This is a genomic window from Variovorax sp. GW531-E2 (assembly GCF_059423125.1).
Genome location: NZ_JBWKXQ010000002.1, coordinates 82,651 through 108,673, shown reverse-complemented (window position 1 = coordinate 108,673; position 26,023 = coordinate 82,651). Strand labels below are relative to the sequence as shown.

Here is a 26,023-nt window from a genome sequence, read left to right as displayed (position 1 = left end):
TTCGTTCAGGCGCGGCAGGCGGTGTCGTCGCACGAGCCGTCTGGCGATGCATCGTCTGCAGGTTGTGCAATGAGGTGCGCAGGAGCCTCTTCAGCCGCGAGCTGCCCGATGGCGGCGCCCAGTGCCATGTCGTCGAGCAGGCCGAAGTGGCTCATGCGCAGGCGCCCCTGCCGGTCGACCAGCACCGTGCTCGGCGTGCCCTGCCACTGGTAGTCGCGCATCGTGGCGGGGATGCCGCCGGTGGGCGAGGGCTGGTCGATGCCGATGGGAAAACCCAGGCGGTACTCGCGCACGAAGGCGTCGAGCGCGGCCGGCGTCATGACGTCGTGGTGCTCGAACACCGAGTGCAGGCCGATCACCGCCACGTCTTTCGCGGCGAACAGCTGCCGCATCTTCTTCGCCTGCGGCAGGGCGTGCGACACGCAGGCCGGGCACAGCATCTGGAACGCGTGCAGCACCACGACCCGGCCGCGCAGCGACGCGAGCGTGACGGGCGCATCGGTGTTGAGCCACTGCGCGACCTGCAGCTCGGGTGCCTCGGGGCGCGGCCAGGCCATGTCAGGCCGCCTCGGTCCGCAGCTTCACCTGCGGGAAATCCACCGGCACCTGGAACGCCACGTTCACGTAGTTGGTGAACAGGTTCAGCGCGACGTGGGCCAGGATCTCGACGATGTGCCGGTCGTCGAAGCCCACGGCGCGCAGGGCCTGCACGTCGGCGTCGTTGACCTGGCCGCGCGCATCGACGAGCTTGAGCGCAAAGCGCAGCGCCGCCGCCGTGCGCGGGTCGGCCGATTCGCCGGCCTGCGCGGCCGTCATGTCGGCCGCCGACACGCCCGCCTTGCGCCCCAGCGCGGTGTGCGCTGCGAGGCAGTAGTGGCAGGCGTTGCGGTCGGCGACGGCCACGGCGATCTGCTCGCCGAGCTGCGCCGAAATGACGCCGCCGCCGAGCGCGCCGAAAGATCCCCACAGGCTGCGCAGCGCCGCGGGCGAATTGGCGACGGCGCGGAACATGTTGGGCGTGGCGCCGAAGGCACCGTGGATGTCGGCGAGCAAGGACTGGGCGTCGCCAGTGGCGGCGGTGTCGGTGACGAGGTTGACGCGGGGCATGAAGACTTCCTTTCGGTGATGACGATGCAAGCAGTGTCTTCCCGCAATCCGTATGATTTGAACGCTTTCATCCATTCAACATACCTTTTCGTCCAATGCCGAGCGCAACACCGCCGCCGCCCATCGACAGGCTTTCATCCCTGCTCGAACGCTTCCGCGTCCGGGCCCACCTGTTCCACACGGGGCCGCTGTGCGGCGTGACGCACTTCGCGGCCAAGGAGGGGCGCAGCTTCCTGCATGTGATGCGGCGCGGCGAGATGGTGGTCACGCATTCGGCCCCGTCGGTGCGCGCGGCCGGCGTGCCGCGCAAGCTGGTCGTGAAGGAGCCCAGCCTGCTGTTCTACCCGCGCCCGCTGGCACACGACTTCCACAACGCGCCCACCGAAGGCTCGGACTTCGTCTGCGCCACGGTCGACTTCGACGGCGGCGAGGCGCACCCGCTGGTGCGTGCGTTGCCGCCGTTGGTGCAACTGCCGCTGCATGCGGTTGACGGCCTCGAAGCGGCACTGGCGCTGCTGTTCGCCGAAACCGGGCGCGTGCTGTGCGGGCACCGCCTGCTGGCCGACCGGCTGTTCGAGGTGGTGCTGATCCAGCTGCTGCGCTGGCTGCTCGACCATCCGCAGGAAAGCGGCGTGCCCGCCGGCTTGCTGACGGGCCTGGGCGACCCGCAGCTGGCGCGCGTGCTGGTCGCGCTGCACGAGCGCCCGGGCGAGCCGTGGCCGCTCGAACAGATGGCCACGGAGGCCGGCATGTCGCGCAGCGCGTTCGCCGCGCGCTTCAAGTCGGTGGTGGGCGCGACGCCCGCCGACTACCTCGCGCAGTGGCGCCTGACGATCGCGCAGGCCGAGCTGCGCACGGGCGCGTCGGTCAAGACGATTGCCGACAGCCTCGGCTATGCGAACGCCTCGGCGCTGTCGCGCCTGTTCGCGCAGAAGGTGGGCGTGTCGCCGCGCGAATGGCTCGCGCGTCAGTCGGCTTGAGCGCTCAACCCTCCGCGCGCAGGAAGCGCTCGGTCAGCAGCACCCAGTAGGCGCCGCCCACTGCAACGTTGCTGTCGTTGAAGTCGTAGCCCGGGTTGTGGACCATGCAGGCGCCGTGCGCGTCGCCGTCGCCATTACCGATGAGCAGGTAGCAGCCGGGCACGCGCTCCAGCATGAAGGCGAAGTCTTCGCTGCCCGGCAGCGGCGGCGTCTGCCAGGTGACCTGCGCCGGGCCCACGAGTTCTTCGGCCACGGCGCGCGCGAAGGCGGTTTCCTCGGGCGTGTTGACCAGCACCGCGTAGCCGGGCCGCCAGTCGATCTGCGCCTGCACGCCGAAGCTCTCGGCCTGCGCGGCCACCAGCGCCTTGATGCGGGTTTCGATCTTCTTGCGCACTTCGCGGTCGAGGGCGCGCACGCTGACTTCGAGCACGGCGCCTTGCGGGATCACGTTGTTGGCCTTGCCCGCGTGGATGGCGCCCACCGTGACCACCGCCATCTGCAGCGGATCGATGTTGCGCGAGACCACGCTCTGCAGCGCCATCACGATGCTGGCCGCGGCCACGATGGGGTCGGCCGCGCGGTGCGGCATGGCGCCGTGGCCGCCCACGCCGGTGAGGGTGATCGTGGCGTAGTCGGACGAGGCCATGGCCGGGCCTTCGCGCATCGCCAGCCGGCCCTGCGCCATGCCGGGCATGTTGTGCATCGCGAAGATGGCGTCGCAGGGGTAGCGCTCGAACAGGCCGTCGTCGATCATGCGCACCGCGCCGCCGCCGCCTTCCTCGGCGGGCTGGAAGATCAGGTTCAGCGTGCCGTCGAAGCGCCCGCGTTCGGCCAGGTGCTGCGCTGCCGCCAGCAGCATCGCCGTGTGGCCGTCGTGGCCGCAGGCGTGCATCACGCCCGTGTGTTCGCTGGCGTAGGCCAGGCCCGTGGCCTCGTCGATGGGCAGGGCGTCCATGTCGGCGCGCAGGCCGAGGCGGCGCGTGCCGCTGCCGCGCACCAGCCGGCCCACCACGCCGGTGCCGCCGATGTGGCGCTCGACGGTGTAGCCCCAGGCTTCGAGCTTTTCGGCCACCAGCGCCGAGGTGCGGTGCTCGTCGAAGCCGAGCTCGGGGTGCTGGTGGATGTCGCGGCGGATGCCGATGAAGGTGTCGGCGCGGGCGTGCAGGTCGTTCAGGAGGGCGGTGGTGCTCATTGGGGTTCCAGTCGGATGGACTTGGCGATGTCGCGGTAGCGCGCGGTCTCGGCTTCGTAGAACTTCGCCGATTCGGCCAGCGTCGTCTGCGGCGAGGCCAGCTGGGTCTGGGCCGCGAGCTGCTCGCGCACGCTGGTTTCCTTCAGCGCCGCGCCGACGGCCTGGTGCAGCTTCTGCACCACGTCTTCGGGCGTGTTCTTGCGCACGAAGAAGCCGCTCCAGGTCTTGTAGTTGACGTTCTTCAGCTCCTTGCCTTCGCTGGCGGTGGGCACGTTCTTCAGCAGCTCCGAGCGCTGCCCGCCGAGCTGGCCGAGGATCTTCAGCCGGCCCTGGTCGGCCAGCGCGCCCATGGCGGCGCTGTACACCAGCACGGCAAAGTCGACCTGGCCGCCGCCGATGTCCTGCAGCAGCGGCGCGTTGCCCTTGTAGGGCGCGTGCATGAGCTTCACGCCGGTGTCCAGCTGCACCTTCTCGAGGATCAGGTGGTAGAGCGAGCCGATGCCCACGCTGCCGTAGGACAGCGGCTTGTCGGGCGACTTGCGCGCCAGCGCGATGAGCTCGTCGACGCTGTTGGCCGGCAGGTCCTTGCGGGCGACGAAGACCATCACCGCCTCGGCCACCGGGTGCACCATGCGGAAGTCTTCGGCCTTGAGCTTCACGGCCGCATTGGCCAGCGGCGCCAGGATGATCTCGTTGGGCGAACCCTGGAAGAGGTAGTAGCCGTCGGCCGGCGCGGCCAGCACCTTCTGCGCGGCCATGGCGCCGCTCACGCCGCCCAGGTTCTCCACGACCACCTGCTGGCCCAGCGCCTTGCCCAGCGGCACGGTGAAGATGCGCGCGGTGGCGTCCGAGGGGCCGCCGGCGGGGTAGGGAACCATCAGGTTCACGGGCTTGGCGGGAAAGCCGTCGGCGCGGGCGGGGCCCGCGGCCGCCAGCATCAGCCCGCAGCCGAGCAGCAGCGCGGATCGGAAGAGCGAAGTCGTCGTCAAAGTCATGTCTCCTGGGGTGGTGCCGGCTCGTGGGGCCGGATGCAGGGGAATGCTAGGAGCGGCCCGACGCAACGTCCAATGCATTGTTGGCTGCATTAGCATGAGTCCAATGCATTCTTGAAAACGAGGTTTTCGCCATGACGCTGGTTCAACTGAGGCACCTGATTTCGCTGGCCCACACGGGCTCGTTCAGCCAGTCGGCGCAGGCGCTGCACCTGACGCAGCCCGCGCTCAGCCGCAGCGTGCGCGCGCTCGAGGACGAGCTGGGCATGCCGCTGTTCGACCGCATCGGCCGGCGCAACGAGCTCACGGTCTTCGGGCGCGAGGTGCTGGAGCGCGCGCGGCTTTTGGTGTCGGAGGCCGAGGCGCTGCGCGACCGTGGCCGGCAGATGCGCGAAGGCGAGGGCGGCACGGTGCGCATCGGGCTGGGCTCGGGGCCGGGCGCGCTGCTGATGACGCCCTTTCTGCTGCACATGGCGACGCACCACCCGGCCGTGCGCACCGTGATCGCGCGCGGCAGTACCGACCTGCTGGCGCAGGCGCTGCGCGAGCGCAGCCTGGACGCGCTGGTGGTCGATGCGCGCGCGCTCAAGCCCGCGCCCGACCTGGTGCTGACCCACGTGTACGAGCTGCGCGGCGCTTTCCTGTGCCGCCGCGGCCATCCGCTCGCACGGCTGCGCAAGGGCGTGAGCTTCGAGGCGGTGCAACGCTACCCGATCGCCTCGACGCCGCTGAGCGACGAGGTGGCGCGCGGGTTGGTCGAGACCTACGGCCCGCAGGCGCATCCTGCCAACTGCGTGACCTTGCAGTGCGAGGAGCTGCCCAGCATCGCCGACGTGGTGCGCCAGAGCGACACGGTGCTGCTCGCGGTGCACGAGTCGGCACCCGACCTGGTCGAGTTGCGGATGGAGCCGCCGATGCGCGGCACGGCGCGCTTCGGGCTGGTGACCTTGCGCCAGCGCACCGAGGCGCCGGCGCTGGCGATTCTTCGGCGGCTGATGAAGGAACGGATGGCGGGGGCGTAGGGCGCCGTCTGCTCAGGGCGCCGCCTGCGCCGACAGCGCAAGCTGGAGTTCGTCCAGCAGGTCCGCCACGCGCATGTGATCCGAAGCGGTTTCGGCGCGAGCGATTTTTTCCAACGCATCGGCGGGCGCTGCCACGGCCGCAGCGTCGACCATCAAGGCAGCACCCCTGATGCGGTGCGCATGGTGCGCCGCACTCGCGGTGTCGCCCGCAGCGAACGCCCGACGCAGCGCCGCAAGGTCTTCCGCCATGGCCTCGTGAAACTGCGGCGGCAGGGCCGTGTCGGCACGTTGCGGCGACGGTGCCCCGCCCAGCCAGAACTGCAGCATGCTCGACAGTTCGTCCAGGCGCAGCGGCTTCTTGAGCACGCCGTCCATCCCGCTTTCCATGCATTCCTCGAGGTGCGCCGAGTCGGTCGCCGCCGAGATCGCGATCACGGGCAGATGGGTGGCGCCGGCCTCGCGCTCGCGCTCCCGGATGCGGCGCGTCGCTTCGTAGCCGCTCATCCCGGGCATGTGGCAGTCCATGAGCACGAGCGCAAAAGGATGCGGCGGCGCGAGCGCGGCCAGTGCCGCCGCGCCGTCGGCCTCGATCCGGGCGTCGTAGCCCAGCATGCGCAACTGCTCCGCGATGATGAACTGGTTGCCCGGATGGTCCTCCACGACCAGCACGGTGGCCGCAGGGCCGGAAGGCGGCTGGCCATGCGCCGCAGCGGCATCCTTGGACAGTTCTTGTGGGGCCGATACAAGCCGCACCGGCAAGGCGAACTCGACCGAGGTGCCCGCACCAAGGCGGCTGGTCAACCGGATCTCGCCACCCATCAACTCGACCAGCTCCTTGCAGATGGTCAGCCCCAGCCCGGTGCCGCCGAAGCGCCGGGTCGTGGTGCTGTCGGCCTGCGTATAGGCATCGAAGAGGGTGGCCTGCTGCGAGGGCGCAATGCCGATGCCGGTGTCGCTCACCGTGACCGTCAGCAGGCCGTTCATGTCGCCATCGTCCAGAAGCTCCAGCGTCACGTCGATGCGCCCGCGCTCGGTGAACTTCACGGCATTGCCCAGCAGATTGAGCAGCACCTGCCGCAACCGCGTGGGATCGATCAGCACCTGCCGGCCCGAGGGGTTGTGCGTGCGCACCGCGATGACCAGCGGCTTGTCCTGCGCGTTCACGCGCGCCACATGCGCCACCTTCTGCGCCAGCGCGTCGACGTCGGTGGGCACCAGTTCCAGCGCGAGGCGCCTGGCGTCCAGCTTCGAGAGGTCGAGCACATCGTCCAGCAGCGACAGCAGGGCTTCGGCGGCCGCCGAGGCGGTGCGCGTGAAGCGCTTCTGGCGCGCATCCAGCGGCGTGTGCGCCAGCATCTCGATGGAGGCCAGCACCGCGTTCATGGGCGTGCGGATCTCGTGGCTCATGACCGCCAGGAAGTTCGACTTGGTGCGCTCGCTCTTCTGTGCGGCGCGCTGCGCCACGCGGGCGCGCCAGGCGAACCAGCCGAGCAGCACGACGCCGACGAGCAGCAGCAACAGCTGCGGCAGGCGGTAGCGCACGATCGACAGCAGCGACGGTTCGCCGAAGTCGGTCTGCTCCAGCCACCGGTCGTTCATCTGGCCGGTCTCCGCCGCCGAGAGGCTGGCGAGCGACTTCTCCACGATGGAATGCAGCAGCGGCAGGTCGGCGCGAACACCCATCTGGGCCACGTACAGGAGATCGCCGATCGTGCCGGAGATGCTCAACTGGCGCGCATGCCTGCGGCGCATCATGGGCAGGAACACCGCGTCGGAGCCGATGGCGGCGTAGGCCTCGCCGGTGATCACCGCGTCGAGGCTTTCCATCGGTTCGCTGGTGGGCAGCACGCGCACGCCGGGGTAGCGCTCGGCGAAGACATGGGCGTAGGTGCCTCCGCCGCGCACGGCCGCCACCTTGCCGTCCAGGTCCTTCATGTGCAGGACGAAGGGGGCATCGGTGCGCGTGACGATGATCGTCTGCGCCACGAAGAAGGGATCGGTCAGGCGCAGCCGGGCGCCGACCTCGCGCGTGGTTCGCTGGGCGCTGGCGTTCGGGAACATGTCGACCTTGCCGTCGAGAAAGGCCTGCTGGGCTTCCTGCCAGTCGGGGGTGGCGTGCAGCTCGAAGCGCAGGCCCGACTTGCGGGCGACCGCGTCGAGGTACTCCGCGATCAATCCCTTGTAGCGGCCGTGCTCGATGGATTCCAGCGGGCTCAGCCGCGTGTCGGCGGCATAGCGCACGACGGGGTTGGCCTTCATCCAGCGCTGTTCCTCGTCGGTGAAGAGGGGCTGCGCCTGCGCCCAGGCAGGGCCGGCGGGGAGGGCCATCGCGCCGCACATCGTCCACCGGGCCGCTCGCCCGAGAGCGCGCCAGGGATTCATGTCTTGTCCAGCTGGTGGCGGATCTTGAACAGCTCGTTGTCCGTGCGGATGCCCAGCTTGCGGAACGCCGCGTGTTTCTGCGTGCTGATGGTGTTCACGTTGCGGGAGAACTTCGTGGCGATCTGCGTGACCGACAGGCCTTCCAGGCAGCAACGCAGCACCTCGCGCTCGCGCGGGGACAGCTGCGGGTTCTTCGTGAGCGCCTCGGCGTCGGTGTGGGGCGACGCGGCTTCGGAATGGGTCGCGATGTCCGCCGCCATGTCGGGATGCAGGTGGATGCGGCCCTTGCTCACCGTGCGCACGGCCGCCACGAGTTCGTCCAGTTCCTGGCTCTTGCCGACATAGCCGCGCGCGCCGGCTTTCAACGCCAGTGCCACGGTGGCCGCGCTGTAGTGCGCGGAGATGACGATCGTCCGGCTGCGCGGATGCCGGACCTTCAGCGCCCGCAGGAGGTTGAGCCCGTCGATGTCCGAAGGCCCGAGCGAGAAATCCACGAGCACGACATCCGCCGCCACGGTGGCCAGGGCATCGAGCAGTTCGCGGCTGGTGGCATGGCTGCCGACCACCGACAGGTCGGGCTCGTCCGCCAATCTTGCGATCAGGCCATGCCGGACGACCGCGTGGTCGTCGAGCACCATCAGGCGAAGCGGCTGCGCGGCGAGGTGGTGTGCCATGGGGACCTCCCAGGGGCCGGATCGTAGGACGCTCGCCCCCACGTCAACACCATCACAACGGGGGGATGCGTGGCCGCATGCCGTGCAAGCCCGCGCCGCTGTGGGCTCGAATTTTCGAACGATCCCTAAGTCGATCCCCCGATTTTTCGTTGCATTTCTATATCGGGAAAAGCACCCGAAAAGAACAATTCATCGGAAGAAAACACGCCGCCGCTCACACGCTTTTCGTGCGCACTTTCAAGGGCGCTCGCTGCAAGAGGCGCAAGGCCCTTGCAACGCGAAGCCCGACGCATCGGCGGTTGGATTGGGTTCGTTGCGGTGCAGTCCAACGCATCGTTTCGAGGCCATGGGTGGGTTTCAACGAATCCTTCGTTGAACCTTTTTTTTGAAGTTCTTGAGGACATACCAGTGAAGAAAATTGCAACCCTTGCCGCTGTCACCTGCGCGGCTGCCGTGATGTTCGTGCCCGGCCAGGCAAGCGCCGAAAGCGCCGAACTGCGGATCGCCGGCACCATCATTCCGGCCGCGTGCACGCCCGTTTTCACAGGCGGCGGCGTGGTCGACTACGGCAACATTCCCTCCGGCTCGCTGAATCCGACGGCCCAGACCACGCTCGCGGACAAGTCGACCCAGCTGACGTTGACCTGCGATGCGCCTGTGCTGTTCGGCTTCAAGGTGATCGACGAACGCGCTGCAACGGCGGTCGCCGCGTTGGAAACCATCCCGGGGTATGCCACGAACGCGAAGTTCGGCCTGGGCGCTGTGGATGGCAAGAACATCGGCGCCTATTCGTTGCAGATCACGAAAGAGACGGCCGATCAAGGCAGCACCAAGCACATCAACAGCGTGGACGGCGGCGCCACCTGGTCGGACTTTGCCGGCGGCATGACCGGCGACGGCGGCACGCTCGTTGCGTTCGCCGCCAGCGCCACGGGAACGGTGCCAGGCGCCCACACCGCCATCACGGCCGACATCCGTGTGGTGACCGCCATCGACAAGGGCAGCAACCTGCCGCTGACCCAGCAGATTCCGCTGGATGGCCTGTCGACGTTCGAACTCGTCTACCTGTAAGCAGCGGCTGACGAACAGCCCGTCGATCCATTTCCAATCCTGTTGCCTCTGCCGTCAAGGGCAGCGTTTCGGGACGGGGAGGATCTCAACGAATCCTTCGTTGAAACTTTTTTGAAGTTCTTGAGGAAATACGTGTGAAGAGAATTGCAACCCTCGCCGCCATCGCTGGCGCGGCCGCCGTGGTGATCGCGCCTGTCCCGGCGAGCGCCGAAAGCGCCGAACTGCGGATCACCGGCACCATCGTTCCGGCCGCTTGCACGCCCGCCTTTGCAGGCGGTGGCGTGGTCGACTACGGCACGATCCCCGCCAGCTCGCTGAACCCGACGGCCCAGACCACGCTCGCGCAAAAGTCGATCCAGCTGAGCATGACCTGCGATGCGCCTGCGATGTTCGGCTTCAAGGTGATCGACGAACGCGCAGGGACCGCGGTCACTTCGCTGGCAACGGTTCCGGGGCTTACTGAGAAGGAGAAGTTCGGCTTGGGTGCGTCGGATGGCAAGAACATCGGCGCATATTCGTTGCAGGTTGTGAGTCAGACCTCCGATGGAGGCTTCTCGCTTTCCCTTGCGAGCGAGGACGGCGGAATCAATTGGGGGTTCCTTGGCATGAGGGGCCTGAAGGGTGAAGGGAATCAACTTGTTTCATTCAGCAAGACCCAGTCGAATCTGCCGGCTGCCAGCAGGTCTGTCACGGCCGATATCCGTGTGACGACCGCCATCGACAAGAGCAGCAACCTGCCGTTGACCCACGCGATCCCGCTGGATGGCCTGTCGACGTTCGAACTCATCTACCTGTAAGCCACACGGCTGTATCGGGCGGGTCTTCCGCCCGATACAGGGTGGTGCCGGGCAGGGCGCCTGGTGCAATCCCTTCCCGGACATCCCGTTCTCGAGCCCGCCGCGGCATTGAGGACCCTTCGGCATCGCGTCCGGACCGTTCGGGATCGACGCGGTGCCACCCCTGGTGCCACAGCTGGCGAACAGCCCGTCGGTCCCTCCCCATTTTTGATTCTTCTCGAAGGCGCCCCTTTCGAGACGGCGGACGCGCTCGTCCGACCACAGGAAAGAGAACCGTGAACTTCATCCCCGTCAGATTTGTTTTCGCACTGTCCGCCTCGGCCGCATGGATCGCGGGCCTTGCCCCGCTGCCGCTGCATGCCGCGGGCATGCTGCCGGAAACCTCGGTCGTCATCGTCAACGAGAGCGATGGCGAAGCCAGCATCAACGTCAAGAACACGGACGCCAAGCCGGCCCTCATGTTCACGTCGCTGACGGGCATTCCCGGGGACGACGACACCCTGCTGATCGTGACCCCGCCGGTCGCCCGGGTCGAGGCGGGTGAGACACAGCTGGTGCGTTTTCTGCTGCAGACCAAGGAGCCGCTGAAGACGCAACGCCTGCGGCGCGTCATCTTCGAAGGCATCCCGCCGAAGAACACGGAACCGGGCCTGCGCGTGACCATGAACGTGCGCCAGAACCTGCCGGTGCTGATCCACCCCAAGGGCCTGGCGAAGGACGACCAGCCATGGAAGCGACTGAAGTGGTCGGTCGGGACCGGCACGCTGCGCGTCGTGAACGACAGCCCGTACGTGGTGCGCCTGGCCACCGCGGTCCAGTTGCTCCCGTCGACCGCGACGGTCGACTTGCCGCGCCCCCATGTGCTGCCCGGCGAGACGGTGGAAGTGCCCCTGCCGGCCGCTGCGAAGGGGGCCGCCACGGTGCGGATGGTGCCTGCGACGGTGTACGGCTTCACCGTGGCCAGCTACGACGTCAGGCTCGCGGCGCACTGACGATGGCTGGGCTGTCGTCCTTGCGCACCGTGGCCCCGGCGGCCGCCATGGGCGAGCGCGCGAAAGGCACTTCGGCCGGCCTGCCGGCGATGCTCTGCGTGCTGTTGGCGTCTCCGTCGGCCTTTGCCCTGGCCGGCGAGGATCGCGCCGACGTCATCGAGCAGTTCATCAAGGAAAAACAGGTCGCCGGCTTCGACCAGGACGTGCTCAAGCAGCGCGGCATCGATCCGAAGCTGGCGGACTATTTCCGCCGCGAAGCCCGCTTTCGCGCCGGGACGAGCGTGGTGACGCTGTTCGTCAACGGCGAGCGGCGCGGGCTGGTGCCCGCCACCTTCGATGCGGACGGCCGCCTGTGCTTCGACGAGACGCTGCGGGACAAGGCCGGCCTCGCCGCGGGCCGTACGGCGGACGACGCAGCTGCGGGCGCCACGGCCTGCGACGAATTCCAGCGCCAGTTCCCCAGCACGATCGTCGAGCTGCGCCCCGGCAGGGACGAGGTCCGCCTCATCGTGCCGACCGACGCGTTCCGGGCCCGCGAGCGCGCCGACACCTTCAGCAGCGGCGGCGTCGCCGGCCTGCTGAACTACGACCTGCTGACGATGGACAGCCGCCATGCCGGCGGCACCAGCAGCTTCCATTCGCTGGGCACCGAGGCCGGCCTGAACGTCGGCGACTGGATCTTCCGAAGCCGCCAGAGCTACACCTCGAACAACGGCAAGGAGAAGCTCCAGCACCTGTATGCCTACGGCCAGAAGACGCTGACCGGCTTGGGCTCGACGGTGCAGGGCGGCCAGATCACCATCGCCAGCTCGATCTTCCCGGGCGATCCGATCGTGGGCGTGCAGATCGTCCCGGAAGAGGCCCTGCGCGCGGACGCACGCGACAACGGCGCCGTGGTCGAGGGCATCGCCCACACGCAGGCCCGCGTCGAGGTGCGGCAGAACCACGCGCTCATCTACTCGACGGTCGTCCCGCCGGGGCCGTTCTCGCTGACGGGCCTGCCGCTGCTCAGCGGGGCGAGCGACCTGGAAGTCACGGTCATCGAGGCCGACGGCTCCCGCCGGCCGTTCACCGTTCCCGCCGCCGCCCTGGGCGCGACTGCGCTTCGCACGACGGCCGGCTATTCGTTCGCGATCGGCCGCTACCGCCCGTACGGCCACGGCGAACGGCAGGACAAGCCCTGGGTGGCGACAGGCACCGGCACCTGGGCGCTGGACAAGCGCACGCACCTGACGGCAGGTGCCATGGCGGCCTCGCGCTACCAGGCCGCGGCATGGGCCGTGAATCGCATGGTGGTGCCGGGCACGATGGCGGGGTTTCGCCAGGCCGTGTCCAACGCCACGGGGGAGGGCGTGCGCGGCACGCAGGTCAACGCGTCGCTGAGCAGCGTGATCTCGCCCGCCTTGTCGGCGTCGATGAGCGCCACGCAACAGACCCGGGGCTTTCGCGACCTGGCGGACACGGTCAACCCGGACCTGTTCGACGCCGCCTGGACGCGCCAGCGCTACAAGGGCCAGTACACGGGCTCTGTCGGCTGGACCCACGCGAGCCTCGGCGGTTTCCGGCTGGCCTATTCGGCTTCCTCGAGCTTCGACGGACGCCACATCCAGCGCGTGATCGGCTCGTGGGTGAAGTCGTTCCCGCACGCCACGGTGTCGCTCAACCTGGAACGCAGCACCGGCGACCTGGGGCGCTTCGACAACCGGCATGCGGCCTACGTCACCGTGAGCATTCCGCTGGGCTCGAAGACGGTCAAGACGTACGTCAACCGCTACGACGACCGGACCCGCGCCGGCGTCACGCTCAACGAGCGCATCAACGACACCACGAGCTACCAGGTCTCGGCCGAGCGGGACAGCCGCGACGGGCGCAACGACTTCGCAGGGCGTCTGAGTCTGTTGCCGCGCTACACGCAGGCCAACCTGGGCTTCTCGCGCAACGGCGCGAGCACCACCTACAGCGGGCAGCTGCAGGGCGGCATCGTCGCCCACAAGGACGGCGTCACGTTCTCGCCGTACCCCGTGCAGGACACCTTCGGCATCGTCTCGGTGGGGGGCGTGTCCGGCGTCCGGATCGGCACGCCGCAAGGCCCGGTGTGGACCGATGCGTGGGGGCGCGCAGTGGCCTCGCAGCTGTTCCCCTACCACACGAGCCGGCTGGAGATCGCGACCCGGTCGCTGCCCCGCAACGTCGACCTGGTGAACGGCTACCAGGAGCTCGATGCGGGCCGCGGGTCGGTGAACCACATCCGCTTCGGCGTGGTCAACGCCCGCCGGGTGCTGCTGAAAGCCGTCGGTCCTGCAGGGCAGGCGCTCGAGAAGGGCGGGGCGGTGGTCGACGGCGACAACCAGTACGTCACCTCGGTGGTCGACGGCGGGCAGGTCTTTCTGCCCGACGTGCAGGGCGGCGCGAACCTGCGGGTCACGTTGTCGAACGGGGACAGCTGCTGGCTCGCGTTTTCGCTGCCGGAAAAGCCCGACGCCTCCGCCTACTTTGAATCGGCCGATGCCACCTGCACAACCATGGAAGCACACCAATGATCACGATGAAAAGCCTGCGCCGAATGAGCGCGACGTTCGGCATGGCACTTGCCGCGCTGGCAGCAACGCCGGCGCATGCACAGGCCTCGGCACGCTGCGACGCGCAACTGAGCGAGTCGCTCGTCGACTACGGACGGATGACCCGCGCACAGCTGCTGGAGCGCCAGCCCGACCCCGCCCGGGCCTCGCTGGGCAAGCGCCTCGTGGCGCTCACGGCGGTGTGCGCCGAACGTACGGCGATGGCGCTGTCGTTCCAGGGCGCGGCGGCGGACGACACGGGGTTCCGGTTTGCCGCGAACGACCGCTTCACCCTCCGGATCGTGCAGGCGCAACTCGACGGCAGGCCGGTTCGCCTGGCCGCATCGCACGCGGACGCCACGGGTGTTGCCCCTTCGTCGTTCCTTCGGCCCGGCGACCGGATGTCGCCCATGGACAGCGCGGGCCTGGCCCGGGGCCAGCGCCTGACGGTGCAGCTCGAGATCGAGCCCTTCGTGGGGGCCGCCGCCACGCGCGTCGCGGCCGAAAGCACCTGGGAAGGCGCGGGGCGTTTCGAAGTTCTGGGCCGTTAGCCCGTCATCCAGAGCACAGGCCACCCATTCGGTTCGCCCACAAGGCGATTCGACATCCGATCCATCTACCTCTGGAGCGACCCTTGAAGCAGAGCCATTGCACAGTCCACACCGCCATTCCCTCCACGCTGCGGCTGCCCATCCTGTGGGATGAGCCCGTGTGCGCCACCATTGCGGTGATCGACCCGGAACTGCGGCCCCGACAGCAGATGGGGCGGGCCATCCGCAGGCTCGGCCATTGGCCGCTGGTCTTCACCAGCGCACTGGAATTGATGCAGGCGTGCCGCTACCTCCACCTTCGCTTCGACGCCGTGGTCGTGGCCTGCCCGGTGGATGCCGGCGCGGCGGGCGCACTGATCGCCCAGGTGCGGGAGCAAGTGGGCCCAGAGTGCCCCCTGGTCCTGAGCGGCAGCAAGCGCGGTCTGCGTGAACTGGCGGTCCTGCATGCACGCGAATCCGACCACGTGGAGGTGACACCGTCTTCGTTCGAAGAGGCGTACCTGCTGATGCGGTGCTTCCTGCAGTGGCACCGGGCACGGGTGGCGGGCCAGTTCGTCGAATGGGGGGCGTTCCGCTTTGACCTGTCCGCGGACAGTGCGCAGGTGGCCGGCATCCGGGTCGAATTGACGCCCAATGAGTTCGACCTGGCCATCGTGCTGTTCAGGAACGTCGATCAGGTCCTGACCCACCACGCACTGCGCGCGCTGGTGTGGGACAGCGGCCATCGCTGCGGCTCCGGGGTGCTCTCCACGAACGTGTGCGGCCTGCGGCGCAAGCTCGGCCTGGGCGCCGGACGCCATGGGTTGGAACTGCAGGCCGTTCCGGGGCAGGGCTACCGGTTGAGCACCACGGCCAGCGCGCCGGAAGAGAACAGGCGCCGGCAGCGGGAACCCGTCCGAAGGGCAGGGGAGCGCGCGTGGGGGAGCGGGGCCGCTGCGCCGGGTTCGGCCGCCTGAGCGAAAGGCGATCGGCCTAGGCGCTTGCGGGTGCGGTGACTTCCGCCGCATCGGGCCGCGCCAGCCCCGATGCCACCGCCGCCAGGATGCCACGCAGCCAGCGGTGCGCCGGCTCGTGCTGCGAGCGGTCGTGCCACAGCTGGTAGAAGCGCATGCGCGGAAAGCCCTGCGGCGCGGGCACCGCCACCAGCGGCAGCGTGTGCACGAACTGCATCGCGAAATGGCGCGCGGTGGTGAAGACCAGGTCGGTGCCCACCAGCAGGTGCGGCGCCACGGTGAAGTAGGGCACGGCAATGCAGGCCTCGCGCGTCTGGCGCAAGGTGGCCAGGTGCGTCTCGACCACGCCGCGCTGCGACGCCGCATACGGCGTGGGCACCACGTGGCGCGCCGCGATGTAGCGCTCCATCGTCATGGCGCCCTTGGCGGCCAGCGGGTTGTTCTTGCCCATGAGGCACATCAGGTCGTCTTCGAGCAGGAGCGACAGGTGCAGCCGGTCGGGCGGCTGCGGCCAGTTGCCGATGACGATGTCGAGCTCGCCCTGCGCCAGCGCGCGCTCGTAGTCGTAGGTGACGCTCAGCGGGTGCACCACCAGCCGCGCGTGTGGCGCCTCGGCGCGAAACCGCGTGGTCACGTCGGCCAGGAAGCTCATCGCCAGGTAGTCGGGCAGCGCGAGGTGGAAGGTCATCGCGCTCGAAGCAGGCTCGAACTGCTCGGGGCCCGAGAGCATGCGGTCGATTTCGAGCAGCGCGCCGCGCGCGCGGTCGCGCAGCTGCAGCGCCCGCTCGGTGGGCACCATGCCGCTGCGCTCGCGCACCAGGATGGGGTCGGCGAACACCTCGCGCAGCCGGCGCAGGGCGGTGCTGATGGCGGGCTGGGTCTGGTTCATCCGCACGGCCACCCGGGAGACGCTGCGTTCGGCCACCAGGGCGACCAGCACGCGCAGCAGGTAGGTGTCGACGGGGGCGTGGGAGCGTGACATGGCGGAGAAAAGGGCCTCTGAGGGCGTTGCCGGCGGCAAGACCATCATGGCAAACCGTTATGCCGCACATTCTAGAGAGCGTGATCCGGGGCCGCGATATCTGCCTACAGTTCGCCACCAGCGGGAACGGCAGCCGCAAGCGGACCCACAGAAGGTCCCAGGCGGCGCGTCCCGTCCACACCTAGAAATGGAGACAACCATGAGCATGGACGCCACGATGGCGCCAGTCCGGGAACACACCGCCACGGCGGAACTGGACGGCATCTACCGCAAGATCATCTTCCGCCTGATTCCCTTCCTGATGCTGCTGTGGGTGCTGGCCTGGATCGACCGGGTCAACATCGGCTTCATCAAGCTGACGATGCTGGACGACCTGAAGTGGAGCGAGGCGGCCTACGGGCTGGGCGCGGGCATCTTCTTCCTGGGCTACTTCTTCTTCGAGGTGCCCAGCAACCTGCTGCTGCAGAAGATCGGCGCCAAGAAGACCATCATGCGCATCACGATCGGCTGGGGCCTGACCTCGATCGCCACGATGTTCGTGAAGAGCACCGAGATGTTCTACCTGCTGCGCTTCCTGCTGGGCGTGTTCGAGGCCGGTTTCTACCCCGGCATCATCCTGTACCTGACCTACTGGTTCCCCGACAGCCGGCGCGCAAAGGCCTTCGGCATGTTCATGTCGGCCTCGGCCTTCGCGGGCGTGATCGGCGGGCCGCTGGCCGGCACCATCATGAACAACATGCATGGCGTGAACGGCTGGGCCGGCTGGCAGTGGGTGCTGCTGCTCGAGGGCATTCCCTCGGTGCTGGCCGGCATCGCCACCTACTTCTACCTGACCGACCGCCCCGAGCAGGCCCACTGGCTCACGGCGCGTGAACGCCAGCTGGTGCACGACGACCTGGAACGCGACCGCAAGACGCTGGGCCACCGCGAGCACAGCATGCTGGCCTCGCTGAAGAACGGCAAGTTCTGGCTGCTGATCCTGATCTTCTTCTGCATCATCGCGGCGAACTCGTCGCTCACCTTCTACGGTCCGACGCTGGTGAAAGAGATCGGTTTCACCAACCCGCTGACCGTGGGCTGGATCATGGCCGGCGCCTACCTGTGCGGCGCGGCCGGGATGATCTGGAACGGCTTCCACTCTGACCGCCACCAGGAGTCGCGCTACCACTGCGCACTGGCCGCGGCGCTCGGTTCGGGTGCGTTGCTGGTGGTGGCGCTGTTCCTGCGCCAGAGCCCGGCCCTGGTGCTGGCGGGCCTCACGCTGGCCATCGTCGGCACCATGAGCGCGATCCCCGTGTTCTGGCAGATGCCCAACCGCTTCCTGGCCGGCACCGCAGCCGCCGGCGGCGTGGCGCTGATCAACTCGATCGCCAACCTCGCGGGCTTCGGCGCGCCGTGGATGCTGGGCCTCATCAAGACCGCTACCGGCAGCCTGGCGCCGGGCCTGTATGTGGTCGCGGCGGTCGAAATTTGCGCCACCGTGCTGATCCTGCTGTTCGTGCCGCGCCTGCACAAGACGCCCGCGCGCTGATTCCTTTCACCCCTTCGTCCGTCTGTCTGAATACAAAGGAGATGCTCTCCATGCCTTCCCACGCCCATCGTTTCGATCTCCAGGCGCTCAACGCCATGGACTGCGACGCGTTCGTCGCCGCACTCGGGCCGACTTTCGAGAATTCGCCCTGGGTCGCACGCTCGGCCTGGTCGCTAAGGCCCTTCGCCACCATCGACGCGCTGCACGAAGCCATGCTCGACGTGGTGCGCCGCGCACCCGACGCCCAGCAGCTGGCGTTCCTCTGCGGCCACCCCGAGCTGGCGGGCCGCGAAGCCCAGGCCGGCACGATGACCGTCGAGTCTGTCGGCGAGCAGGGCAGTGCAGGGTTGAACGCACTGAGCCGCGAAGAGATGGCCGAGATCCAGCGACTGAACCGCGTGTACCGAGAGCGGCACGGCTTTCCTTTCATCATCGCGGTGCGGCGCAGCACCAAGGGCCAGATCTTCGAGGCGCTGCGCAGCCGCGCCGCCGAGTCCACCGAAGCCGAGCGCCGCGCGGCGCTGACGCAGATCGGCCTCATCACCCGCGGTCGCATCGACACGCTGCTGGGTTCGTCCACCTCCCAAGGAGCGGTCCATGCCTGAGAAAGAAATTTCCCTGCCCGCACGCCGTCGCTTCGCGCTGTCGGGCCTCGCGCTCGGCGCCGCAGCCCTGGCGCCCCACGGTGCTGTTGCGCAGACAACGGCCGCACCCGCCGGCCCGGCCCAGGCCAGCGGCCCCATCGTGCTGCACGGCGTGAGCCCGCGCCTGACCGTGCACGCGCTCGACACCTTCCACGGCGCCGCGGCGACCGGTCTGCGCATCGATCTCTCGGTGCGCGAGGGCGACGGCTTCAAGCTGCTGCGCACCGTGACCATGAACGGCAACGGCCGCTCCGACGAGCCGCTGCTGATCGGCGACAGCTACCGCGCCGGCGACTACGAGCTGCTGCTGCACGTGGACGAGTACTTTGCGCGCAAGCAGTCGCGCCTGCCCACGCCGCCGTTCCTGTCGAAGCTGCCGGTGCGCATCCGCGTGGCCAACGTGGCCGAGCGCATCCACCTGCCGATCCAGTTCGGCCCGTGGAGCTACACCTACTCGCGCGGCAGCTGAACAAGCAGGCCCCGTTCGTTCCCATCGTCTGCAAGGAGTTTTGTTCGTATGACCGGCATCACCACCCACGTGCTCGACATCACCACCGGCCGCCCGCTCGTCGGGCTGAAGGTCGACCTCTACGACGTGGCGACCACGCCGCCCACGCGCCTGAACAGCACGCGCACCAACGCCGACGGCCGCACCGACGCGCCCATGCTGGCCGCCGCTTCGGCGCGCACCGGGCAGTTCGAGCTGCAGTTCCACGTCGGGGACCACTTCAAGGCGGCCGATGCGCTGTCCGACGTGGTACCCGTGCGCTTCGCCATCGCCGACGCCGCGCAGCACTACCACGTGCCGATGCTGTGCGCCCCCTGGTTTTTTTCCACCTATCGCGGCAGCTGACCGCGGGAGCTTTTCCTGAATGACAACTTCCCATGACCCCCACGCAGGCGCGTACCTGCTCGACTCCATCCGCCTCGCCATGGGCAACATCCGCGAGCGCAAGACCTGGCCCTTCGGCGCGGTGATTGCGCGCGACGGCAAGGTCATCGCCACCGCGGTCAACGAAGTGGACGCCCTGTGCGACCCCTCGGCCCACGCCGAGATGCAGGCCGTGCGCGCCGCCGCCAAGGCCCTGAAGAGCACCGACCTGTCGGGCTGCACCGTGTATGCCAGCGGCTACCCGTGCTCGATGTGCCTGACGGCGATGTACCTGTCGGGCGTGAAGGAGGTGTTCTACGCCTACTCGAACGAAGACGGAGAGCCCTTCGACCTGTCGGCCGCGCGCGGCTATGTCGAGATCGCCCGGCCGGTGGAACAGCGTGAGATGAAGCTGCATTCGCTGCCGGTGCGCGACGAAAGCGACGAAGACCTGTACGAGGCCTGGAGCAAGGTGGCGCAGCCGGCGGGTTGAGCCGGAGACAGCGCTGCGCCCGAGCCTGCCGGGCCGATGCTGCGTGCCATACTGCCCGCGTGTTCACGTGGCGCAGCAGCCATCGAGGAGAAAGACGCACATGGTCCAGCAGGCCAAGCGCAGCGCAACCACCGTCGGGGCCATCCTCGCCTCGGCGCGACAGCTGTTCATAGAGCGGGGGTTCGCGGCCGTCAGCATCGACGACATCGCGGCCGGCGCGGGGATCGCCAAGGGCGGCCTGTATCACCACTTCCGCGCCAAGCACGATGTCTTCGAGGCCGTGCTCGATGCGGTGCAGGCCGAGCTGGCGGCGGAACTCGGCACGCGCATCCAGCGCATCGAAGGGCATCGCTCGCCCCACACCATCGCGACCAACCTGCGCATCTACCTCGAAGCGGCCACGCAGGAAGGCTTGCGCCAGCTGATCCTGGTCGACGGACCCGTGGTGCTCGGTTGGGAGCGCTGGCGCGGCATCGACGACCGCCACTTCATGGACTCGATCCGCACCGGGCTCGTGGCGATCATGCCGGCGGGCACGCCGCCCGAAGAGATCGAGGCCGCCACGCGGCTCATTGCCGGCGCGGTGGCCGAAGCGGCGCTGGCCTGCGGGGCGGCGCAAGACCCGGTGGCCGCCGTGCAGTTGCACTGCCGGTTGCTCGAAACCATGCTGTGCGGGCTGCAGCAACACGGGTCGGATTCACACCCGGATTGACAAACCGACTTCGGGTCGGTAAATTTTCTCCATCGCATCCGATGGAGACAGACATGGCGTTTCCTGGCAAGACCGATCCCGCCGACCCCGCCCTGGGGACCGAAGCGTTGTTCGCGCGGTACCACGTCGGATGGGAAACGCGCGACCCTGACCGCATCGCGTCGCTGCATTCCGAAGACACGACCTACCGGCTGCACGACGGTTCCGCGCCGGTGCGCGGGCGCGAGGCGCTGCGCCAGTACTGCGTCGGCGTGTTCGCCCGCTATCCCTTCAGTTTCGAGCTGCGGCGCAGCCTGTTCGGCGCGCGGCACTGGGTGCTGGAGTGGGTGATGGTGCTGCCGCTGAAGGACACGGCAGGGCAGCCGTTCACCGCGCGCGTCGAGATGCTCGACGTGGTCGACGTCAACGACGCCGGCGAGGTGACGCGCAAGGACGTCTACATGAACGGCGCCCAGTCGCAGGCCGCCTTTGCACGCGCGGGCATCGCGCCCGGCCAGCCGTAGCCGTCTCGTTCTTGAAGCATCGCTCCCGCTTCCGGCTTGTTGGAAGCGGGCAGGGCGCAGCCACGCCCAACGACCGGTTACCACCCAACCAGGAGCACGCCATGCACACCCGCCCGCATCACACGTTCTGGCCTCAGCGCCTGCCTCGCGCCTTGCACGCGGCGCGCACGCCGCTGTGGGACAACCTCGCGGTCAATGCCCGCCGCTTTCCGGACAAGGCCGCGCTCATCTTCATGGGCCGCACGCTGAGCTACGCGCAGCTGTGGGCCGCCGTCGAACGGCTGTCGGCGGGCCTGCATGCGCTGGGCGTGCGCCCCGGCGACCGCGTGCTGCTGGCGATGCAGAACTGCCCGCAACTGGTGATCGCGCATTTCGCGATCCTGCGCGCCGATGCCGTGGTGGTGCCGGTCAACCCGATGAACCGCGCCGAGGAGCTGAAGCATTTCATCGTGGACCCCGATGCCCAGGTGGCGATTGCGACGGCGGACCTCGCCGTCGAACTCGCGAAAGCCAGCGACGCCCTGCCGCAGGCGCAGCAGCTGCGCCACCTCGTCGTGACGCAGTTCACCGATGCCTTCGACCCGGCCGCGCTGTCGGAACAGGACATGCCGGCAGCCTGGGCGCCGTGGCTGCTGCCGCGACGTGAGCTGCCGACGCTGGCCGGTGGCGCGGTGCATGCGTGGTCCGACTGCCTGGCCTGCGAAGCAGCGCCGCCCGTGGCCAGCGCCGATGCGGACGCACTGGCCCTGTTGCCCTACACCAGCGGCACGACCGGCCTGCCCAAGGGCTGCATGCTCAGCCACGTGAACGCGATGCACAACGCGATGGCCATCAACGCCTGGGGCAACGTGACGCCGCAGAGCATCCACCTCGTGGCCGTGCCGATGTTCCACATCACCGGCATGGTCGGCGTCATGCACGCGGCGATGCAGGTGGGCGCCACGGCCGTGCTCATGCCGCGCTGGGACCGCGAGCTGGCAGGCCGGCTGATCGCCACGCACCAGGTCACGCACTGGGCCAACATCCCGACCATGGTCATCGACCTCTTGGCCAGCCCGAACGTGGCGCGCTTCGACCTGTCGAGCCTGGTCGCCATCGGCGGGGGCGGGGCGGCGATGCCGCAGGCGGTGGCGCAGCGGCTGTTCGAGCAGTACGGTCTGCGTTATGTCGAGGCCTACGGCCTGACCGAGACCGCCGCGCCCTCGCACTACAACCCGCCTGATGCGCCCAAGCTGCAGTGCCTGGGCATCCCGTTCATGAGCACCGACGCGCGCGTGATCGACCCCGACACGGGCCGCGAGGTCGCGCCGGGAGCGCAAGGGGAGATCGTGATCCACGGGCCGCAGGTCTTCGCGGGCTACTGGAAGCGGCCCGCGGACACCGAGGCCGCTTTTGTCGAGATCGACGGCAAACGGTTCTTTCGCTCCGGCGACATGGGGCATGTGGACGGGGAGGGCTACTTCTTCGTCACCGACCGGCTCAAGCGGATGATCAACGCGAGCGGCTTCAAGGTCTGGCCGGCCGAGGTGGAGGCGCTGATGTTCCGTCACCCGGCCATCCAGGAGGCCTGCGTGATCGCGACCCGGGACGCCTACCGCGGCGAATCGGTCAAGGCGCTGGTGGTGCTCAAGCCCGCGCAAGCGCCGGTGAGCGCGCAAGACATCATCGACTGGTGCGCCGCGAACATGGCGGCGTACAAGGCGCCACGCGTGGTGCAGTTCGTCGACGCGCTGCCCAAGAGCGGCAGCGGCAAGGTGATGTGGCGCGCGTTGCAGGAAGCAGAGGCCGCGTCAACGTGAATCCGACGGGCCCGGGCGAACGATGACCGGCGCATGCTGCGCCATCAGCCCGGCGACCCACTCGATGAACGCGCGCAGCTTGGCGCTCACATGCCGGTTCGGCGCGAACGCCACATACAGCGGCATCGGATCGAGCTGCCAGTCTTCGAACAACGGCACCAGTTCGCCGCGCGCCCGGTGCGGCGCGGCCATGTAGTCCGGCAGCCAGAGGATGCCCAGGCCCGCCAGTCCCGCGGCGAGGTAGGCATTGCCGTCGTCGACCGACAGCACGTAGCGGCCCTGCACGTCGACGCGCTCATCGCCGCGGCGCATGGCGTACGGAAAGGTCTTGCCGTGGCGCGACCACAGGAAGCCGACGATGCGGTGGTGCGTGTCTTCCAGCTCGCGCGGGTGCGTCGGCGTGCCGGCCAGTTCGAGATAGCCCGGGGCCGCATAGACGCCGAGCTGCAGGTCGCCCACGCGGCGGGCCATGAGCGAGGGGTCGGTGAGCTCGCCGCCGCGCACGACGCAATCGACGTTCTCGCCGATCACATCGACCATGCGGTCGCTCACGCCCATGTCGAGCTGGATGTCGGGGTAGCGCGCATGAAAGGCCGGCAGCGCGGGCACCAGGATCATGCGGGCCAGCGGGCTGGGCACGTCCACACGAAGGCGGCCGCGGGGCAGGGCGGCGGCACTCGACAGGCTGGTCTCGGCATCGTCCAGGTCGGCCAGCAGCCGCACCGCACGCTCGTAGTACGCCGCGCCATCGGCCGTGACGTTTACCTTGCGCGTCGTGCGATGGAGCAGCTTCACGCGCAGCCGCGCCTCCAACTGCTGCACGAGCTGGGTCACGCTGGTCTTGCTCACGTGCAGCGTGTCGGCGGCCTTGGTGAAGCTGCCGGCTTCCACCACGCGGGTGAAGGCCTGCATTGCATCGAAACGGTCCATGGGAGGGCTCCTGCGCGGCGATTGTTTGGGATCTGCAAACAGTGATTGTTGGCTTTGCCCGTTTATCGATGGCGCATGGCTTCCTAAAGTCCCTGCATCGTCCTCATTCACCGCAGAAAGAAAACACCCCATGGCCTCCTCACGCGACGTCGTTTTTCCATCTGGGCGCCAGGCGCTCTATGACCGCAACCGCTATTCGCCAGCCGTTCGCTCCAACGGCTTCCTGTTCGTGTCGGGACAGGTCGGCAGCCGCGAAGACGGTTCGCCGGAGCCTGAACTGGAGGCGCAGGTGCGGCGCGCGTTCGACAACCTGAACGCGATCCTGAAAGCCGCGGGCTGCACCTTCGACGACGTGGTCGACGTGACGGTCTTCATCGTCGATCCAGAATCGAACTTCGAAACGATCTGGAAACTGGTGCCCGAGTACTGGGGCGAAGCGCCGCACCCGACGCTGACCGGAATCGGCGTGACGTGGCTCTATGGGTTCCAGTTCGAGATCAAGGTGATTGCGAAGCTGCCGGATGGGAGCACGCTGAGTTGATTCGACTCTGGGCTACTTCGCTCTGGCCTGAAATGAAGGGCTGGGCGAAGTGCCAAGGCTGGAGGGGCATTGGGCTCGGGTCGAGGAGTGCCCAGGTTCTCAGGTTCACCGCGGCAAGCGTTCCATACGCACACAAATCATTTTACATAATGCACATTGTTGTGTTGATCTTAGATGAGCCATTCAAGCCGCACTCAACCCATCCAGCCGCTCACCATTTCCCATCCTTCGGCACCGCCTTCACCCCGTTCGCCTTCGCATCCCCAGCCGCCTTGATCAGCTCCGCAGACTCAGCCCGATTCGCCTTCACTGCAAAGTCGACCGCAGTCATGCCAAGCTGGTTCTTCATCGCCGTGTCTGCGCCTTCGGCCAGCAGCAGCTTCACGGCATCGTTTGATCCGTACATCGCGGCCATCATCAGCGGCGTCGTGCCGTTGGGCGACTGGGCGTCGATGAAGGCGTGGTTCTCGAGCAGCAGCTTCATGATCGACAGCTGCCCGCTGCTGGCCGCGTAATGCAACGGTGCCCAGCCGGTCTTGTTGACCGCTGCGTCGCGCTTGAGCAGTTGCACCACCAAGTCCTGCTGGCCCTTGATCGACGCCAGCATGAGCGGCGTCTCGTCCTTGGCATTGGCCAGATCGACGTTGAGCTGCGGCGACTCCATCAGCACCTGGATGACCTTCGGCGACGGCTCGCGCAGCGCGAGCATCAAACCGGTCTGGCCGTGTTCGTCGCGCGTGTTCGGGTCGAAACCGCGGTTCAGCAGGGTGCGCACACCACTGGCGTTGTCGCCGCGCACGGCACGGAAAAAGTCTTCGAACGAACCGGCATGTGCTGCAAAAGATGCAGCCATGACAACAAGATATATCGACTTCCTAAAGTAGTTTTTCATGATTTGACTTCCCTGAACAATGTTTCGAAGTTGTCGCTTGTCGCCTTGGCGATGTCCTCTACGGGCATTTGTCGCAGTTCGGCGATCTGTTGTGCCACGAAGGGCACGTACGACGGGTTGTTGGTCTTGCCGCGATACGGCACGGGCGCCAGGTAGGGGCTGTCGGTCTCGATCAGCATGCGGTCCAGCGGCACGAAGGCCGCCACGTCGCGCAGGTCCTGGGCTTTCTTGAAGGTCAGGATGCCCGAAAAGGAGATGTAGAAACCCAGGTCGAGCGCGGCGCGTGCCACCTCGGCGGTTTCGGTGAAGCAATGGAATACGCCGCCGGCCGCCCTGCCCGCGCCGTCTTCGCCCTCCTCCTTGAGGATCGCCAGCGTGTCGGCCGAGGCGTCACGCGTGTGGATGATGAGCGGCTTGCGGGTCTGCTGCGCGGCGCGGATGTGCACGCGGAAGCGGTCGCGCTGCCACTCCATGTCGGCGATGCTGCGGCCGCCCTTGCGTTCTTCCATCTGGTAGTAGTCGAGGCCGGTCTCGCCGATGGCCACGACACGCGGGCGCGCCGACAGGCGCACCAACTCTTCCACGGTGGGCTCGGCGATGTCCTCGTTGTCGGGGTGCACGCCCACGCTGGCCCAGAAGTTGTCGTAGCTGGCGGCCAGGGCCTGCACGTCGTCGAATTCCTCGAGCTTGGTGCAGATGCACAGGGCCCGGTCGACCTTGGCGGCGGCCATGGCGGCGCGAATCTGGGGCATCTGGTCCGCGAATTCGGGAAAAGTCAGGTGGCAGTGGGAGTCGGTGAACATCGGAAAGGATGAAGTGCGGCGCGCCTGTGGGAGATCGCGCCGTGTCCGGAG

The 26,023-nt window shown here is 68.1% G+C and carries 27 protein-coding genes; 17 read left to right on the top strand and 10 right to left on the bottom strand.

Annotated elements, in window-relative coordinates; all coding sequences use genetic code 11:
- Positions 1-5: 5 nt before the first annotated feature.
- Together AC07XP_RS01970 and AC07XP_RS01965 are read right to left on the bottom strand one after the other, a co-directional pair.
- Complete coding sequence (locus tag AC07XP_RS01970) at positions 6-557, bottom strand: redoxin domain-containing protein (RefSeq protein WP_495263645.1); 552 nt, start codon at positions 555-557, stop codon at positions 6-8.
- A gap of 1 nt (position 558) precedes the next feature.
- Positions 559-1,107 (bottom strand): carboxymuconolactone decarboxylase family protein, encoded by a 549-nt coding sequence (locus AC07XP_RS01965; protein WP_495263644.1) that lies wholly within the window; start codon positions 1,105-1,107, stop codon positions 559-561.
- Between the two features lie 95 nt (positions 1,108-1,202).
- Here AC07XP_RS01965 and AC07XP_RS01960 point away from each other — a divergent pair, with 95 nt between their 5' ends.
- Positions 1,203-2,087, top strand: coding sequence for a cupin domain-containing protein (locus AC07XP_RS01960; protein WP_495263643.1), 885 nt, complete (start codon positions 1,203-1,205; stop codon positions 2,085-2,087).
- A 4-nt stretch (positions 2,088-2,091) separates the two neighbouring features.
- Here the strand turns inward: AC07XP_RS01960 and AC07XP_RS01955 are convergent, their stop codons facing one another.
- Complete coding sequence (locus AC07XP_RS01955; RefSeq protein WP_495263642.1) at positions 2,092-3,279, bottom strand: M20 aminoacylase family protein; 1,188 nt, start codon at positions 3,277-3,279, stop codon at positions 2,092-2,094.
- Positions 3,276-4,274, bottom strand: coding sequence for a tripartite tricarboxylate transporter substrate binding protein (locus AC07XP_RS01950; RefSeq protein WP_062472854.1), 999 nt, complete (start codon positions 4,272-4,274; stop codon positions 3,276-3,278). The genes AC07XP_RS01955 and AC07XP_RS01950 overlap by 4 nt, the downstream gene beginning before the upstream one ends.
- Positions 4,275-4,405: 131 nt before the next feature.
- Here AC07XP_RS01950 and AC07XP_RS01945 point away from each other — a divergent pair, with 131 nt between their 5' ends.
- Positions 4,406-5,293, top strand: a complete 888-nt coding sequence (locus AC07XP_RS01945) for a LysR family transcriptional regulator (RefSeq protein WP_495263641.1) — start codon at positions 4,406-4,408, stop codon at positions 5,291-5,293.
- A gap of 12 nt (positions 5,294-5,305) precedes the next feature.
- On the opposite strand, the gene AC07XP_RS01940 is transcribed toward AC07XP_RS01945, so the two are convergent.
- A complete protein-coding gene (locus AC07XP_RS01940; protein ID WP_495263640.1) occupies positions 5,306-7,621 on the bottom strand; it encodes an ATP-binding protein in 2,316 nt (771 codons plus the stop codon).
- 50 nt (positions 7,622-7,671) lie between these two features.
- Positions 7,672-8,349: a response regulator gene (locus AC07XP_RS01935; RefSeq protein WP_495263639.1), complete on the bottom strand. Its 678-nt coding sequence runs from the start codon at positions 8,347-8,349 to the stop codon at positions 7,672-7,674.
- Between the two features lie 372 nt (positions 8,350-8,721).
- Here AC07XP_RS01935 and AC07XP_RS01930 point away from each other — a divergent pair, with 372 nt between their 5' ends.
- From AC07XP_RS01930 to AC07XP_RS01905, 6 genes are all read left to right on the top strand, one after another.
- On the top strand, positions 8,722-9,420 hold the full coding sequence (locus AC07XP_RS01930) for a DUF1120 domain-containing protein (protein WP_495263638.1): 699 nt from the start codon (positions 8,722-8,724) through the stop codon (positions 9,418-9,420).
- 134 nt (positions 9,421-9,554) lie between these two features.
- Positions 9,555-10,217 carry a DUF1120 domain-containing protein gene (locus AC07XP_RS01925; RefSeq protein WP_495263637.1) on the top strand — a complete coding sequence of 221 codons (663 nt, stop codon included), beginning with the start codon at positions 9,555-9,557 and terminating at the stop codon, positions 10,215-10,217.
- 275 nt (positions 10,218-10,492) lie between these two features.
- Complete coding sequence (locus tag AC07XP_RS01920; RefSeq protein ID WP_495263636.1) at positions 10,493-11,209, top strand: fimbria/pilus chaperone family protein; 717 nt, start codon at positions 10,493-10,495, stop codon at positions 11,207-11,209.
- A gap of 2 nt (positions 11,210-11,211) precedes the next feature.
- On the top strand, positions 11,212-13,749 hold the full coding sequence (locus tag AC07XP_RS01915) for a fimbria/pilus outer membrane usher protein (protein WP_495263635.1): 2,538 nt from the start codon (positions 11,212-11,214) through the stop codon (positions 13,747-13,749).
- A gap of 23 nt (positions 13,750-13,772) precedes the next feature.
- A complete protein-coding gene (locus AC07XP_RS01910; protein ID WP_495263634.1) occupies positions 13,773-14,318 on the top strand; it encodes a DUF1120 domain-containing protein in 546 nt (181 codons plus the stop codon).
- 83 nt (positions 14,319-14,401) lie between these two features.
- Positions 14,402-15,274 (top strand): winged helix-turn-helix transcriptional regulator, encoded by an 873-nt coding sequence (locus AC07XP_RS01905; protein WP_495263633.1) that lies wholly within the window; start codon positions 14,402-14,404, stop codon positions 15,272-15,274.
- A 16-nt stretch (positions 15,275-15,290) separates the two neighbouring features.
- Here the strand turns inward: AC07XP_RS01905 and AC07XP_RS01900 are convergent, their stop codons facing one another.
- The gene (locus AC07XP_RS01900) at positions 15,291-16,253 is read right to left on the bottom strand and encodes a LysR family transcriptional regulator (RefSeq protein ID WP_159277016.1); all 963 of its coding nucleotides are present in this window, start codon (positions 16,251-16,253) and stop codon (positions 15,291-15,293) included.
- Between the two features lie 199 nt (positions 16,254-16,452).
- Here AC07XP_RS01900 and AC07XP_RS01895 point away from each other — a divergent pair, with 199 nt between their 5' ends.
- The 8 genes from AC07XP_RS01895 to AC07XP_RS01860 all read left to right on the top strand — a co-directional run bounded on the left by AC07XP_RS01895 (position 16,453) and on the right by AC07XP_RS01860 (position 22,806).
- Positions 16,453-17,784 (top strand): MFS transporter, encoded by a 1,332-nt coding sequence (locus tag AC07XP_RS01895; protein ID WP_070060608.1) that lies wholly within the window; start codon positions 16,453-16,455, stop codon positions 17,782-17,784.
- A 50-nt stretch (positions 17,785-17,834) separates the two neighbouring features.
- The gene (gene uraD, locus AC07XP_RS01890; RefSeq protein WP_495263632.1) at positions 17,835-18,389 is read left to right on the top strand and encodes a 2-oxo-4-hydroxy-4-carboxy-5-ureidoimidazoline decarboxylase; all 555 of its coding nucleotides are present in this window, start codon (positions 17,835-17,837) and stop codon (positions 18,387-18,389) included.
- Positions 18,382-18,897, top strand: a complete 516-nt coding sequence (locus tag AC07XP_RS01885) for a hydroxyisourate hydrolase (RefSeq protein WP_095947649.1) — start codon at positions 18,382-18,384, stop codon at positions 18,895-18,897. The genes uraD and AC07XP_RS01885 overlap by 8 nt, the downstream gene beginning before the upstream one ends.
- A gap of 48 nt (positions 18,898-18,945) precedes the next feature.
- Complete coding sequence (gene uraH / locus AC07XP_RS01880) at positions 18,946-19,281, top strand: hydroxyisourate hydrolase (RefSeq protein WP_062472877.1); 336 nt, start codon at positions 18,946-18,948, stop codon at positions 19,279-19,281.
- Between the two features lie 19 nt (positions 19,282-19,300).
- Positions 19,301-19,792, top strand: a complete 492-nt coding sequence (locus tag AC07XP_RS01875; RefSeq protein ID WP_495263631.1) for a nucleoside deaminase — start codon at positions 19,301-19,303, stop codon at positions 19,790-19,792.
- Between the two features lie 100 nt (positions 19,793-19,892).
- A complete protein-coding gene (locus tag AC07XP_RS01870) occupies positions 19,893-20,504 on the top strand; it encodes a TetR/AcrR family transcriptional regulator (protein WP_159277013.1) in 612 nt (203 codons plus the stop codon).
- Positions 20,505-20,557: 53 nt separating this feature from the next.
- Positions 20,558-21,007 (top strand): nuclear transport factor 2 family protein, encoded by a 450-nt coding sequence (locus AC07XP_RS01865; RefSeq protein ID WP_495263630.1) that lies wholly within the window; start codon positions 20,558-20,560, stop codon positions 21,005-21,007.
- A gap of 101 nt (positions 21,008-21,108) precedes the next feature.
- A complete protein-coding gene (locus tag AC07XP_RS01860; protein WP_495263629.1) occupies positions 21,109-22,806 on the top strand; it encodes a long-chain fatty acid--CoA ligase in 1,698 nt (565 codons plus the stop codon).
- Here the strand turns inward: AC07XP_RS01860 and AC07XP_RS01855 are convergent.
- Positions 22,798-23,736 carry a LysR family transcriptional regulator gene (locus AC07XP_RS01855; protein WP_495263628.1) on the bottom strand — a complete coding sequence of 313 codons (939 nt, stop codon included), beginning with the start codon at positions 23,734-23,736 and terminating at the stop codon, positions 22,798-22,800. The genes AC07XP_RS01860 and AC07XP_RS01855 overlap by 9 nt on opposite strands.
- A gap of 130 nt (positions 23,737-23,866) precedes the next feature.
- On the opposite strand from AC07XP_RS01855, the gene AC07XP_RS01850 reads away from it, so the two are divergent.
- Positions 23,867-24,277, top strand: coding sequence for a RidA family protein (locus AC07XP_RS01850; protein WP_495263627.1), 411 nt, complete (start codon positions 23,867-23,869; stop codon positions 24,275-24,277).
- Positions 24,278-24,488: 211 nt separating this feature from the next.
- On the opposite strand, the gene AC07XP_RS01845 is transcribed toward AC07XP_RS01850, so the two are convergent.
- Both AC07XP_RS01845 and AC07XP_RS01840 read right to left on the bottom strand, forming a co-directional pair.
- Positions 24,489-25,169: an ankyrin repeat domain-containing protein gene (locus AC07XP_RS01845; protein WP_495263626.1), complete on the bottom strand. Its 681-nt coding sequence runs from the start codon at positions 25,167-25,169 to the stop codon at positions 24,489-24,491.
- Positions 25,166-25,972, bottom strand: coding sequence for a TatD family hydrolase (locus tag AC07XP_RS01840; RefSeq protein ID WP_062472891.1), 807 nt, complete (start codon positions 25,970-25,972; stop codon positions 25,166-25,168). Before AC07XP_RS01840 ends, AC07XP_RS01845 begins: the two co-directional genes overlap by 4 nt.
- Positions 25,973-26,023 lie beyond the last annotated feature (51 nt).

Bases quoted from the DNA above. Each gene is read 5' to 3' on its own strand.
- AC07XP_RS01970 (WP_495263645.1), bottom strand. From the start codon at position 557: ATGGCCTGGCCGCGCCCCGAGGCACCCGAGCTGCAGGTCGCGCAGTGG.
- AC07XP_RS01965 (WP_495263644.1), bottom strand. From the start codon at position 1,107: ATGCCCCGCGTCAACCTCGTCACCGACACCGCCGCCACTGGCGACGCC.
- AC07XP_RS01960 (WP_495263643.1), top strand. From the start codon at position 1,203: ATGCCGAGCGCAACACCGCCGCCGCCCATCGACAGGCTTTCATCCCTG.
- AC07XP_RS01955 (WP_495263642.1), bottom strand. From the start codon at position 3,279: ATGAGCACCACCGCCCTCCTGAACGACCTGCACGCCCGCGCCGACACC.
- AC07XP_RS01950 (WP_062472854.1), bottom strand. From the start codon at position 4,274: ATGACTTTGACGACGACTTCGCTCTTCCGATCCGCGCTGCTGCTCGGC.
- AC07XP_RS01945 (WP_495263641.1), top strand. From the start codon at position 4,406: ATGACGCTGGTTCAACTGAGGCACCTGATTTCGCTGGCCCACACGGGC.
- AC07XP_RS01940 (WP_495263640.1), bottom strand. From the start codon at position 7,621: ATGGCCCTCCCCGCCGGCCCTGCCTGGGCGCAGGCGCAGCCCCTCTTC.
- AC07XP_RS01935 (WP_495263639.1), bottom strand. From the start codon at position 8,349: ATGGCACACCACCTCGCCGCGCAGCCGCTTCGCCTGATGGTGCTCGAC.
- AC07XP_RS01915 (WP_495263635.1), top strand. From the start codon at position 11,212: ATGGCTGGGCTGTCGTCCTTGCGCACCGTGGCCCCGGCGGCCGCCATG.
- AC07XP_RS01910 (WP_495263634.1), top strand. From the start codon at position 13,773: ATGAGCGCGACGTTCGGCATGGCACTTGCCGCGCTGGCAGCAACGCCG.
- AC07XP_RS01900 (WP_159277016.1), bottom strand. From the start codon at position 16,253: ATGTCACGCTCCCACGCCCCCGTCGACACCTACCTGCTGCGCGTGCTG.
- AC07XP_RS01895 (WP_070060608.1), top strand. From the start codon at position 16,453: ATGAGCATGGACGCCACGATGGCGCCAGTCCGGGAACACACCGCCACG.
- uraD (WP_495263632.1), top strand. From the start codon at position 17,835: ATGCCTTCCCACGCCCATCGTTTCGATCTCCAGGCGCTCAACGCCATG.
- AC07XP_RS01885 (WP_095947649.1), top strand. From the start codon at position 18,382: ATGCCTGAGAAAGAAATTTCCCTGCCCGCACGCCGTCGCTTCGCGCTG.
- uraH (WP_062472877.1), top strand. From the start codon at position 18,946: ATGACCGGCATCACCACCCACGTGCTCGACATCACCACCGGCCGCCCG.
- AC07XP_RS01875 (WP_495263631.1), top strand. From the start codon at position 19,301: ATGACAACTTCCCATGACCCCCACGCAGGCGCGTACCTGCTCGACTCC.
- AC07XP_RS01870 (WP_159277013.1), top strand. From the start codon at position 19,893: ATGGTCCAGCAGGCCAAGCGCAGCGCAACCACCGTCGGGGCCATCCTC.
- AC07XP_RS01865 (WP_495263630.1), top strand. From the start codon at position 20,558: ATGGCGTTTCCTGGCAAGACCGATCCCGCCGACCCCGCCCTGGGGACC.
- AC07XP_RS01860 (WP_495263629.1), top strand. From the start codon at position 21,109: ATGCACACCCGCCCGCATCACACGTTCTGGCCTCAGCGCCTGCCTCGC.
- AC07XP_RS01855 (WP_495263628.1), bottom strand. From the start codon at position 23,736: ATGGACCGTTTCGATGCAATGCAGGCCTTCACCCGCGTGGTGGAAGCC.
- AC07XP_RS01850 (WP_495263627.1), top strand. From the start codon at position 23,867: ATGGCCTCCTCACGCGACGTCGTTTTTCCATCTGGGCGCCAGGCGCTC.
- AC07XP_RS01845 (WP_495263626.1), bottom strand. From the start codon at position 25,169: ATGAAAAACTACTTTAGGAAGTCGATATATCTTGTTGTCATGGCTGCA.
- AC07XP_RS01840 (WP_062472891.1), bottom strand. From the start codon at position 25,972: ATGTTCACCGACTCCCACTGCCACCTGACTTTTCCCGAATTCGCGGAC.